Annotated in this window: 11 protein-coding genes; 5 read left to right on the top strand and 6 right to left on the bottom strand. The window is 66.8% G+C overall.

Annotated features, from left to right (window positions below):
* Positions 1–2 precede the first annotated feature (2 nt).
* Together CB0101_RS01660 and fmt are read left to right on the top strand one after the other, a co-directional pair.
* Positions 3–1,388 carry a TldD/PmbA family protein gene (locus tag CB0101_RS01660; RefSeq protein ID WP_010309361.1) on the top strand — a complete coding sequence of 462 codons (1,386 nt, stop codon included), beginning with the start codon at positions 3–5 and terminating at the stop codon, positions 1,386–1,388.
* 7 nt (positions 1,389–1,395) lie between these two features.
* On the top strand, positions 1,396–2,433 hold the full coding sequence (gene fmt, locus CB0101_RS01655; RefSeq protein ID WP_010309363.1) for a methionyl-tRNA formyltransferase: 1,038 nt from the start codon (positions 1,396–1,398) through the stop codon (positions 2,431–2,433).
* On the opposite strand, the gene CB0101_RS01650 is transcribed toward fmt, so the two are convergent.
* From CB0101_RS01650 to CB0101_RS01630, 5 genes are all read right to left on the bottom strand, one after another.
* On the bottom strand, positions 2,430–3,212 hold the full coding sequence (locus CB0101_RS01650; protein ID WP_010309365.1) for a J domain-containing protein: 783 nt from the start codon (positions 3,210–3,212) through the stop codon (positions 2,430–2,432). The genes fmt and CB0101_RS01650 overlap by 4 nt on opposite strands.
* An 18-nt stretch (positions 3,213–3,230) precedes the next feature.
* Entirely contained in the window at positions 3,231–4,454 is a 1,224-nt protein-coding gene (locus CB0101_RS01645) for a DEAD/DEAH box helicase (RefSeq protein ID WP_010309367.1), read from the bottom strand.
* A 215-nt stretch (positions 4,455–4,669) separates the two neighbouring features.
* A complete protein-coding gene (locus CB0101_RS01640; protein ID WP_010309369.1) occupies positions 4,670–5,374 on the bottom strand; it encodes a hypothetical protein in 705 nt (234 codons plus the stop codon).
* A gap of 4 nt (positions 5,375–5,378) precedes the next feature.
* Positions 5,379–5,729 (bottom strand): DUF6464 family protein, encoded by a 351-nt coding sequence (locus CB0101_RS01635; RefSeq protein ID WP_010309372.1) that lies wholly within the window; start codon positions 5,727–5,729, stop codon positions 5,379–5,381.
* A 5-nt stretch (positions 5,730–5,734) separates the two neighbouring features.
* Complete coding sequence (locus tag CB0101_RS01630; protein WP_010309375.1) at positions 5,735–6,472, bottom strand: TerC family protein; 738 nt, start codon at positions 6,470–6,472, stop codon at positions 5,735–5,737.
* 62 nt (positions 6,473–6,534) lie between these two features.
* Between CB0101_RS01630 and CB0101_RS01625 the strand changes: the two genes are divergently transcribed.
* Positions 6,535–7,347: a hypothetical protein gene (locus CB0101_RS01625; protein WP_010309378.1), complete on the top strand. Its 813-nt coding sequence runs from the start codon at positions 6,535–6,537 to the stop codon at positions 7,345–7,347.
* A gap of 8 nt (positions 7,348–7,355) precedes the next feature.
* Positions 7,356–7,739 (top strand): hypothetical protein, encoded by a 384-nt coding sequence (locus tag CB0101_RS01620; RefSeq protein WP_010309382.1) that lies wholly within the window; start codon positions 7,356–7,358, stop codon positions 7,737–7,739.
* Here the strand turns inward: CB0101_RS01620 and CB0101_RS01615 are convergent.
* Entirely contained in the window at positions 7,714–8,454 is a 741-nt protein-coding gene (locus tag CB0101_RS01615) for a hypothetical protein (protein WP_010309385.1), read from the bottom strand. The genes CB0101_RS01620 and CB0101_RS01615 overlap by 26 nt on opposite strands.
* Before the next feature lie 44 nt (positions 8,455–8,498).
* On the opposite strand from CB0101_RS01615, the gene mfd reads away from it, so the two are divergent.
* On the top strand, positions 8,499–12,056 hold the full coding sequence (mfd, locus tag CB0101_RS01610) for a transcription-repair coupling factor (RefSeq protein ID WP_010309388.1): 3,558 nt from the start codon (positions 8,499–8,501) through the stop codon (positions 12,054–12,056).
* Positions 12,057–12,110 lie beyond the last annotated feature (54 nt).

Below are 12,110 nucleotides of genomic sequence, written 5' to 3'. Positions count from 1 at the left end.
CCATGAGCAGCCATCAAGCCACCAGCGGCAACGGCCTCAACGCCGAACAGCTGCGCAACAGCCTGGCCAGCATCGCCGCCAGCAACGGCATCCGCCGCTGGGATCTCGGCGCCGCCTGCTCCACCGACATCTCCGTTCAGGTGGATCGCGGCGAACCCAAACAGATGAAGGGTGCCCAGCGCAGCTCGATCACCGTGCGGGTGTGGAACGACGCCGGCCTCGTGGGCGTGACCAGCACCTCCGACCTCAGTGACACGGGCCTGGAGCGCGCCCTCACCGGTGCCAAAGAGGCGAGTGCCTTCGGCAACGCCGACGACATCCCCGCCTTCTCGCCCCTAGCGACTGCGCCGCTCGCCAGCCTCGATCAACCGATCCATCAGCCCCAGGGAATCCTGCGGCTGCTCGACACGCTCAAGGGGGCCGAGCAAGAGCTATTGGCCAGCCACGACGCCATCGCCACCATTCCCTACAACGGCCTAGCCGAGCGCAGCAGCGAGCGCATCTATCTCAACAGCGACGGCGCCTGCCGCCAGCAGCAGCTCAGCACCGCCAGCCTTTATCTCTACGCACGGGCAGAGGAAGCCGGCCGCAAACCACGCAGCGCCGGAGCCGTGCGCCTGGCCTATGGCGCCGGTGATCTCGACGTGGCCGGTTGCATCCACGAGGCAGCCGAGCGCACCATCAGCCACCTCAACTACGCCCCGATTGAAACCGGGCGCTACACCTGTGTGTTCAGCCCCGAGGCCTTTCTCGATCTGATCGGCGCCTTCAGTGGTCTGTTCAATGCTCGCGCCGTGCTCGATGGCGTAAGCCTCAGCAACCGCGATTCGATCGGCGAAACCCTGGCGGTTCCCTTCCTCGATATCCACGACAACGGCCTGCATCCCGGCAACATCGGCGCCTCGGCGTTCGACGGCGAAGGCACCCCCACCAAGCGCCTGGCGCTGCTGGAAGGCGGCGTGCTGCGGAACTTCCTCCACTCCGAAGCCACCGCCCGAGCCTTTGGCGTGAGCCCCACGGGCCACGCCGGCATGGGGGCCAAGGTGTCGGTGGGCCCCGACTGGTTCGAGATTGGCACCACTCCCGGCAGCGACGGCGGTCAGGCCGGGCTGAATCGCTTCAAAGCAAGCGAGCCGATTGTCTGGATCGACTCGCTGTCGGCACTCCACGCCGGCGTGAAGGCCAGCCAAGGCTCCTTCTCCCTGCCCTTCGATGGCTGGTTGATCCAGAACGGAGAACCCCGCTCGATCGAAGCGGCCACCGTGGCCGGCGATATCCGCCAGGTGCTGAAGGCGATCGTGGGCTTTGAAGGAGACGCCAAAGTCACACCTGATGGCCTCTGCCCGATGGTGTGGGTGGAGGGCCTCTCGATCACCGGCGAGGCCTGAGGGAGGCGTGAAGATTCTGTTCTGGGGCACCCCGGCTTATGCCGTGGCCAGCCTGGATGCCCTCGTCGCCGCCGGCCACGAGTTGGTGGGTGTGGTGAGTCAACCGGATCGGCGACGGGGCCGAGGCAAAGCCCTGATGCCCTCACCGGTGAAAGCGCGGGCGCTGGAGCTGGGCATCCCGGTGTTCACCCCCGAGCGGATTCGGCGAGAGCCTGAATGCCAACGGCAGCTCGCCGATCTGGGCGCTGATGTCTACGTGGTGGTAGCCTTTGGTCAGATCCTGCCGCTGGAGATCCTCCAGCAACCGCCCCTGGGCTGCTGGAACGGCCACGGCTCACTACTGCCGCGCTGGCGGGGAGCGGGCCCGATCCAATGGAGCCTGCTGGAGGGCGATGCCACCACCGGTGTTGGGATCATGGCGATGGAAGAGGGGCTCGACACGGGCCCGGTGCTCTTGGAGCGCTCCCTCCCGATCGGGCTGCGGGAGAACGCCTACCAGTTAGCCCAACGTCTGGCCGAGCTCACGGGCGAGCTGCTGGTGCAGGCATTGCCGTTGATCGCAGCAGCCGGCCCGGGCCCTGAAGCTGAGCGGCTGCAGCGGCTCGGGGTACGGGTGCAACGCGAAGAGGGCATGACCTACGCCCGCATGCTCACCAAAGACGATCACCAGATCGATTGGAACCAATCCGCCCTCAGCATCCATCGCAAAGTGATGGGGCTCTACCCAGGTGCCACCAGCAACTGGCAGGGCAAGCGGCTCAAGGTGTTGGTAACGGAACCGCTGGTGCAGCGTCTGGCGGCGGAGCTCAGCCCAGAAGCAGCTGAATTGGCGCAGCGGTGGGGACTCCCTCCCGGCAGCACACCGGACGCGAACGCCCCCTCCGCAGGCACGGTGCTGGAGGTGGTGGCCGGAATCGGCGTGGTGGTGGCCAGCAGCGGCTGCCCGCTGCTGCTGCGAGAAGCCCAGCTGGAGGGCAAGGCTGCCGCCAGCGGTACTCAACTGCTGCAACAACTCCAGGCCCAGGCAGGCGATCGCCTGGGCTAGGCCATCAGCAACTGATAGGCGTCGTTCACACGGCGGAAGGCTTCAGCCTCACCGCCCACATCGGGATGGTGTTGTTTCACCAAACGGCGGTGGGCCTTCTTGATCGCCTCGCGCGATGCACCCCAGGCCAAACCCAACTGCCGGTAGGCCTCGGCGCGGCGGGGATCGGCGCCCGGGGGCGGCCCTGAATGGCTCTCACCGGCGCTGCCTCGATCACTTCGGGTGCGGCTGCCGGGCCGGCGACTTCGGCTGGTGCGCTCCAGGCGCTGGCACTGCTGACGCAACTCCGCCACCACCCGGCGCGGCTCATCGGCCAGCCACTCGCGAGCGCTGACGCCATAGAGAGCAAAGGCGGCCAACACGGCCAGGCGCTGCTTGCCGGTGAGGCGCTGCACGGCGTCTTGCAGATCACGCCCCAGCCCGGGGGCAAGGCGATCCAGACGCTGCTCCAGGCTCAGCTGCGGCAGAAAGCTGGAGCGGTTGAGCTGGGCAATCAACCCCTGCAGCCCTGTGTGGTCATCCCCAGCCCGCAGCTGTGTCCAGCCCGGTTGTTGCGTCAGCAGGCGAGCCCAGTCGGCCGCCTGGTCAACGCTGACCCAAGCCGGCTTGGCCGTCGCCCTTGGCTCGCGCTCAAGCCGTTCATAACGATCGAGCAAGCGGCGAAGCCGCAGCACCTCCTGCTTGAGGGCAGCGTTTTCCTGCAGCAAGGCATCCAGGTTGCCGGTGATCGGCCGCGTCCCGCGTGAGCCGGTCGGCCAATCCCGTGGATCAAAACCCATCGCCCTGAGGTGGCTGCCTCAACGCTGGCCCGATCGCCCCGCAGGAGCGCGTCCGCGCCCGGTCCGGGCGCCACCCGCGCGGCTGTTGCCACCGCCACGGCTGCTGCCGCCGCGGCCACGGCCACCGCTGAGATCCAGGGGGGGCGCTGAGTGGATGGTGCGCTCGAAGCCCGGTACCTCCTGCTTGGGCAGTGGGTTGCCGATCAAACGCTCGATCGCGCGCAACAACTCATGCTCTTCCGCCGCCACCAGCGACACCGCATGGCCATTGCAACCGGCACGGCCGGTGCGGCCAATGCGGTGCACATAGTCCTCCGCCTGGTTGGGTAGATCCAGATTCACCACGTGGGGGAGCTGGTGAATGTCGATGCCGCGAGCGGCGATATCGGTGGCCACCAGCACCCGCAGCTCACCGCTCTTGAAGCCGGCCAAGGCACGGGTGCGGGCCCCCTGGCTCTTGTTGCCATGGATCGCCGCGGCCGCCATGCCCTCTTGCGTGAGGCGATCGGCAATGCGATTCGCACCGTGTTTGGTGCGGGAGAACACCAGCACCTGCTGCCAATCGTTGCTCTTGATCAGGTGACAGAGCAGATCCGGCTTGCGCGCCATGTCACAGGGATGAAGCAGATGCTCCACCGTGGTGGCGGTGCGGTTCTCCGGTGTGGCCTGGAGCTGCACCGGGTTATGCAGCAAACCGGTGGCCAGCTTTTTGATCGATGCTTCGAACGTGGCGGAGAACAGCAGGTTCTGCCGCTTGGCCGGCAACAGCGCCAGGATTTTCTGGATGTCGCGGATGAAGCCCATATCGAGCATCCGATCGGCTTCATCCAGCACCAGGATTTCCACCCGGTTGAGCTTCACGGCGTTCTGCTGAGCCAGATCCATCAACCGGCCGGGGGTGGCCACCAGCACATCGGCGCCGCCACGTAAGCGCATCATCTGGGGATTGATCTTCACCCCGCCAAACACCACATCCGAGCGCAGATCGAGGTGGCGTGAATAGGCCGCCACGTTTTCGCCCACCTGGGCCGCCAGCTCGCGGGTGGGGGTCAGCACCAGGGCCCGCACCACGTTGTTGCGGGCGTGGGGGCCGTGGCGCAACCGCTCCAACATCGGCAGGGTGAAGCCTGCTGTTTTGCCCGTACCGGTCTGGGCGGCCGCCATCACATCGCGGCCCTCGAGCACCGCCGGGATGCACTGGGTCTGAATCGGCGAGGGGTTTGTATAGCCCTTCTCCAACACCGCCTGCACGATCGGCCGGCCTAGGCCAAGAGCGGCGAAGGGCGAGCTGTTCAGCTCCTCCTCGGAGGGCGCCGGAATGGCAGGGCTGGCGCTAGCGGCGGCTGAAGGTGTGAGGCGCCTGATGCGCTGCTGCGACGGTCGTCCGGAGCGCTGCTCCTGTCCCGGAGCTGGGTGCGTGGAGGAGGAGATAGGGAGCTGGCACTTGGAACCTCACCCTACGGGCGGGGTGGCGGGCTCGATTCGGTGTAGAGGAAGCGGGCTTGCTCGAGGGTGAGCTCCAGATCGTGGTCGCTGAGGTCGCAGGCTTCCGGCCAGTGCAACTGCAGCCAGGGGCGCAAACCCTGCACCCCCTCGGCGAAGAACGCATCCTGGGCCGCCAGCACGCGGAACTTGAGAAACTCCAGCAGCCGGGCCCGCAGGCGCGCGGGCTGGATCAGGCGGCAACGCCGTCCGTCCACCCAAAGGCGAAACCGATCCCCCGGGCTCAACGCGCCCAGCGGTGGGGCCAGCAGCTCCAGCAAACCAGCAGGCTGGTGATGGGCCTGCTTGGTTTCCGGGTGGGGGTAATAGATCAGCGCTCCTACAGCGGCAAGACGCGCATCAAGGGGCTCCAGCCAGCAGCGCCAGAAGGAGAAGGTTTCCGGGGGATGGCGATCGCTCCAGTGCAGCTGCTCAACCCGCTGATCGGGATCACGGAGCCGCCATTCGCCAGGGCTGAAATCCAGGTTGAGGGTGGCCGGCTGATATGGGCTCAAGTCGATCCCTACGGCCGCAAACAACGGGGTCTGCAGGCTGATGGTGCCGGCGGGATAGGGGCTATCCGCAGCCCGGCCGGAGGCCACACCATGGCCCGCCACCAGCTGGCCAATCCAGGGGGTGTCGGCTTGTTCAGGGCGGGGCAGCGAGCTGATCAGTGCCAAGCGATCACACCTCAGATGCGATCGCCGTGTGGTGGGCGCAGCGCTCACAGGGCCCCTCCGGCAACACCGCGCATCGCAGCAGCGGGCTGCGGGCGTTGTAGCTGCAGCTGGGGTCTCCGATCACCCAGCGCCCCTGCCACCAGCGGGCATCGGCCGGCTGCTTCTGGGCCTTCACCTGCAGGGCAATGGAGCTGAGCTCGTAGCGGCCGCTGCGCAACTGATAGCGGTGGTGGCGCTGCAACACCAAAAAGCTGCGGTCCTCCACCACCAGCCAGCGGCCGGGCTGGGGGATGTCGTCGAGCTCAAGCCTCTCGAGCAGGCGGTTGCTGCCTGCCTGGCGCAGTTCCACACGCATGCCGTTCAGCTGGATTCAGGGGTGGGGTAGCGGCTGGAGAACCCCCAGAGGAACAGCAGGCCCACCACCGCCAGCAGCACCCACTCCGGCGGCACCAGATCAGGTGCCGCTAGGCGCAGCAGCAGGCGCATCCCCACCAAGCCCACCGCCAGGTAGCCCGCCATTTCGAGATGGCGAAACACACCCAACCAGCGGATAAACAGCGCGGAGGTGAGCCGCAACGCCACCACGCCGATCACCCCACCCGCCATCACAAGCCAGAGGTTGTCGCTCACGGCGACGGCTGCAGCAACGCTGTCGAGCGAAAAGGCGAGGTCGGTCAGGGCCAGGGTGCCCACCACGGCAACCAAACCACGATCGTGATGGGGTGAACCGGGTTCGGGGGCGTGGTCTGCGTCCACTTCGGATGCAACCGCGGAGGAGGCGGGCATCAGGTTGCTGATGCAGAGCCAGAGCAGGTAGGCCGAAGCGAGCAGCTGAAGGGGCCAGAAATCGAGCACCCAACGCGCCACAGCGATCAACGCCAACCGGAACACCAGCGCTAGACCCAGGCCAAAGTTCAGGGCCTGACTTTGCTGTTGCGGATCGCGCAGCTGCCTGGAAATCGCCGCCAGGGCAATGGCGTTATCGGCGGAGAGCACGGCCTCAAGCGCCACCAGCAGCGGCAGCAGCAGCAGCCATTCACCCCATTGATCCGCCGCCTGGATCAGTGGTGAGAGAGAAGGAATCGACTCCGCTTCCATCGCGCCGTGCAGAGGATTCCTGGAGCAGGCAGTGTAGAAACGCTCGCCGACCCACTCCGCAGATGCAGACCCCTCCGGTGCTGAAGGCGCGGCTGGTGCACGCCGAGCCCGGCCAACGGGTGGTGCAGGTGAGCGCCTGGCAGGGCAACAGCTGCCTGGGCAGCGCCCTCGGCGAAGCCGCCAGCGCCGAGCTAGCGGAAGAACGCGCGATCACACGGCTGCAAGAACGGCTGGGAACCCACGCTTCACCCCCTTCCGAACCAGCCGCATCGGCAGCTGCTCAGGTGCGGCACCCGGTGATCCGACCTGCAGCAGCACCCACCGCGGAGAGCACGCAACCCGAATCCTCTGAGCCGCCACCACAAGCCACGTTGTTCAGCGCCAGCGAGCCAGATCCAGCACCACGCTCAGAGGCAACAGAAGCAACAGAGGCAACGGCCCCTGCCATGGCTTCGCCAGCGCAGGAGCCCCCTGCTGATCCCGACGACTGGAGCGATGAACTCGCCGAACTGGATGTGCAGCTGCAGCGCATTGGCTGGGACCGCAATCAAGAGGGGCAATATCTGCAACGGGCCTTCGGCCATCCCAGCCGCAACCGCCTCACCGCCTATGCGGATCTGGTGAGCTACCTGCGCTGCCTGCGCAACCTGCCCAGCGGCTGTGATACGGGCAGCGCACCTGTGCCCCTACGCCGCAAAGACCTCCTGGAGCAGTGCGATCAGCTGCTGCGCAGCCTCCAATGGGATGCCAGCCGCGGCCGGCAACTGCTGGAGCAGCAGTTCCAGCTCAGCAGCCGGCAACAACTGAGCGACGAGCAATTGCTGCAGTTCAACATGCTGCTGGAGGAAGCGCTGATGAGCCCGGCCCCGGCGTAATCCAGCCCATGCCCCGCTACGCCCTGCTCGAGCACACCGGCGCGCCAGACGATCCCAACGGCTGTCATTACGACCTGCTGCTGGAAGACGGCGAGCACTGCCGAACCTGGCGATTGGGCCAGATCCCCGTTGCTGGTGGTGCTGAACAGGAGGCGGTGCCTCTGGCGCCCCATCGGCTGGTGTGGCTCGAGCCGCGCAGTGCAGCTGTTTCTGGCAACAGGGGCTGGGCCCGCGGCATCGCCCACGGCGACTACGCCGGTGCCTTGCCCGCGGCAGCCGATGGCCCAGTGGCGCTGGAGTTTCTGGATGGCCCCCTGGAAGGGCGCTTACGGCTGGCGAACGGGCGCTGCAGGTTGGAGGCGAGCCCTACGCCAACCGGCAATGGGCCTTGATCAGCTGAACGCCGAGCTGCAAGTTGTCTTGGTTGGCATAGGCCTCTTCCTCCAGGGCCCGCTCCAAAGCCGTGCTGTTGCGGTAGAGGGGTTCCTGGAGATGCCGTATCGCAGCCCCCTGCACCCGCCGCGATAGGCCCAACAGCTGGGGCTGAGCCGTGAGCGATCCCTGGCGGCAGCTCTGCGCCACATGGATTGCCTCATGGTTGAGCACCCGCGCGAATTCACGGCTTCCCTTGGCCGGGATGTCGGAGCGGATGCGCAACACAGCTCGGGCCGGATCCCACTCCCCCGCGGCGCCTTGCTTGCGCGGTGGCCCGAGCAGCACCGTCACCCCGGCTTGGCGCATCTGGCTGAGCAACAGACGAATCGCCGATCGCTCCGCCGCAAAGCTGGGGGGATGGCGCATCAGCGCCTTGATTTGCTCCAGCGACAGCGGTTGCTCATCGGACCGTTTTTTGTAGACGTAGCGGGTACCGCCGCCCAGGATCGGTTCCGCCCGGGGGACCCAGGCCTGATCGCCTGCGCCCAGCTGGGCCATCAATCCCGGCTCACGTTCGGGCGTGAGCCGGTAATCAGCAGGACCCAGCGTTGCCATTGGCGCCGGGCGCTTGGGCCCATCCGCCATCCGGCTGAGCACAGCCCCGCCAGCCAGCAACAGCACTAGCGGCAGCAGCCTGATGAGGCAACCGGAGCGGTCAGGGGCGCTGGCCATCCACCCATTCTTGCGAGGATGGGCCGCTGTGCCGATTGAGCTCCATGCCCCTCACCGCCCTGGTGCGACAGCTGCAGCAGGCTCCGCTCACCGGCGAAGTGCTGCAGCGCAGCCAGCGCGACGAGCGGTTGCGGATGAGCGGAGCGGGACGAGGCGCGCGGGCCCTGGTGAGCAGCGCCCTGGCCACGGCCGCCGAGGCACCACTCCTGGTGGTGGTGCCAACCCTGGAGGAGGCGGGCCGCTGGGCGGCGCTGTTGGAGCTGATGGGCTGGAGCAGCGCCCAGCTGTATCCCACCAGCGAGGGCAGCCCCTACGAACCGTTTGATCCCACCAGCGAGATCACCTGGGGGCAGCTGCAGGTGCTCAGCGAGCTCCTCGATGAAGAGCGGGCCGCCTCGATGGCGATCGTGGCCACCGAGCGGGCCCTCCAGCCGCACCTGCCCCCGCCAGCGGCACTGAAGGCCCAATGCCTGAGCCTGCGCAAGGGCGACACGGTGGATCTCGAGGAGCTGGGCGAAACGCTCACACGCCTGGGCTACGAGCGCGTCACCTCCATTGAGCAGGAGGGCAGCTGGAGCCGCCGCGGCGACATCGTGGATGTGTTCCCGGTGAGCGCCGAGCTGCCGGTGCGCCTGGAGTTCTTCGGCGAAGAGCTGGAAAAGCTGCGGGAATTTGATCCCGCCAGCCAACGCTCCCTGGATCCGATCGAGGTGGTGCGTCTCACCCCCAGCGGCTATGGCCCGCTGATCGCCGATGCCCTGCGCGACGGCATGCCCGATGGGCTGGATCAGCTGCTCAGCCCGGAAGCGTTGGAGCAACTACTCGAAGGGGGCACCCCCGAAGGAATGCGCCGGCTGATGGGTCTGGCCTGGAGCGAACCGGCCTCATTGCTCAGTTACCTGCCGGCGAACACCTTGATCGCCGTGGATGAGCGGCGCCACTGCCTCGCCCACGGCCAGCAGTGGTTCGACCATGCCAACGAGCACCACGCTGAGGTGTGCGCCGAACTCGGGGTGGAGCTACCGGCAGTGCTGCACCGCACGCCCGAGCAGGCGCTGAGCAGCACGGAGACTTTTGCCGGCTTCGATCTGGCGGAGCTGCACGAGAGCGACAACCACCCCAACAGCTTTGATCTAGCCAGCCGGCCGGTGCCGGCCTACCCCAATCAGTTCGGCAAGCTGGCCGAGCTGATCAAAGGGCTGCAGCGCGAGAAGACACGGGTGTGGCTGCTGTCGGCTCAGCCCAGCCGCGCCGTGGCCCTGCTGGAAGAGCACGACTGCATCACCCGGTTCGTACCCAACTCAGGTGATCAGGCCTCGATCGAGCGGCTGATCGAGCAGAACACGCCCGTGGCCCTCAAAACCAAGGGCACCGCTGAGCTCGAGGGCTTGCAGCTGCCGGCCTGGAAGCTGGCGCTGATCACCGACCGCGAATTCTTCGGGCAGCAATCGCTCACCGCCACGGGCTATGTGCGCCGGCGCCGCAAGGCCGCCAGCCGCACGGTGGATCCCAACAAGATGCGCCCCGGCGATTTCGTGGTGCACCGCAACCACGGCATCGGCAAGTTCATCAAGCTCGAAAAGCTGGCGATCAGCGGCGAATCGCGCGACTACCTGGTGGTGCAATACGCCGACGGCCTACTGCGGGTGGCGGCCGATCAACTCGGCAGCCTCGGCCGCTACCGGGCCACCACCGAGCAACCGCCCGATCTCAACCGGATGGGCGGCACGGCCTGGAGCAAGGCCAAGGAGCGGGCCCGCAAGGCCGTGCGCAAGGTGGCGCTCGATCTGGTCAAGCTCTACGCCGAACGCCACCAGGCCGCCGGTTTTTGCTTCCCCGCCGATGGTCCCTGGCAAAGCGAACTGGAGGAGTCGTTCCCCTACGAACCCACCCCCGACCAGCTGAAGGCGATCGCCGATGTGAAGCGCGACATGGAAAAGCCCCAGCCGATGGACCGGCTGGTGTGCGGCGATGTGGGCTTCGGCAAAACCGAAGTGGCGATCCGCGCCATCTTCAAAGCCGTCACCGCCGGCAAGCAGGTGGCGATGCTCGCCCCCACCACGGTGCTGGCACAGCAGCACTGGCGTTCTCTCTCGGAGCGCTTTGCGCCCTATCCGATCAAGGTGAGCTTGCTCAACCGCTTCCGCACCGCCGGCGAACGCAAGGCGATCCAGGAGGGCCTGGGGGAAGGCACGGTGGATGTGGTGGTGGGCACCCACCAACTGCTGGGCAAGGGCACCGCCTTCAAGCAGCTCGGGCTGCTGGTGGTGGATGAGGAGCAGCGCTTCGGCGTGAACCAGAAGGAAAAGATCAAGGCGCTGCGCAAAGACGTCGACGTGTTGACCCTCTCGGCAACCCCGATCCCGCGCACCCTCTACATGAGCCTCTCCGGCGTGCGGGAGATGAGCCTGATCACCACGCCGCCGCCCCTGCGCCGCCCGATCAAAACCCACCTCGCCGCCCTGGATGAGGAGGCGGTGCGCAGCGCCATCCGCCAGGAGCTCGATCGCGGCGGCCAGATCTTCTACGTGGTGCCGCGGGTGGAAGGCATCGAAGACGTGGCTGAGGGGTTGCGGTTGATGGTCCCGGGCCTACGCCTCCTGGTGGCCCACGGTCAGATGGCCGAAGGCGAACTGGAGAGCGCCATGGTGGCGTTCAACGCCGGCGAAGCCGACCTGATGCTCTGCACCACGATCGTGGAGAGCGGCCTCGACATCCCGCGCGTCAACACGATCCTGATCGAAGACGCCCACAAGTTCGGCCTGGCCCAGCTGTATCAGCTGCGGGGCCGGGTGGGCCGCAGCGGCATCCAGGCCCATGCCTGGTTGTTCTATCCAGGTGATGCATCACTGAGCGAAGCAGCGCGGCAGCGGCTGCGGGCCATCCAGGAATTCGCCCAACTCGGCAGCGGCTATCAACTCGCCATGCGCGACATGGAGATTCGCGGCGTGGGCAACCTGCTGGGGGTGGAGCAGAGCGGCCAGATGGAAACCATCGGCTTCGACCTCTACATGGAGATGCTGCAGGAATCCCTGGCGGAGATCCAGGGGCAAGACATCCCCGCCGTCGACGACACCCAGATCGATCTGCCGATCACCGCCTTCATCCCCGGCGACTGGATCGCCGACAACGACGAGAAGATGGCCGCCTACCGCGCCGCGGCCGACTGCGGAAGCCCCGATTCTCTGCTGCAACTGGCCACCGACTGGGTGGATCGCTATGGCGCCATCCCGGCACCGGTGATCTCACTGCTGCAGCTGATGGAGCTGAAGCTGCTGGCCAAGCGCTGCGGCTTCTCACGCATCAAACCCGAGAAGCCCAACATCGCCCTGGAAACACCGATGGAGGAGCCCGCCTTCCGGCTGTTGCGCCAGGGGCTGCCCCAGCACCTGCACGGCCGGTTGATGTTCCAGGCCGGTTCCGGCACCACCTCCAAAGTGCTGGCCCGGGGGCTGGGGGTGCTGCCAATGGAGAAGCAAGTGGAGGAGCTGATGAACTGGCTCAAGCAAATGGCCGAACAGATTCCCGGCGCCGACGGGCTCACCGATGCCCAACGGGCCGAGCAGATCCAGGCCAAGAACGAAGCGGTGCTGAGCGTCTGATTCAGCCCCGGGCTGCGAGACGCCCTCTCTCAGGTGCGCAAAAGTCCGTTACAA

Origin of the sequence: Synechococcus sp. CB0101, from assembly GCF_000179235.2 — a bacterium.
Lineage (GTDB): Bacteria > Cyanobacteriota > Cyanobacteriia > PCC-6307 > Cyanobiaceae > Vulcanococcus.
The sequence above is the reverse complement of the archived record's forward strand: the minus strand, read 5'-3'. Positions and strand labels throughout refer to the sequence as shown.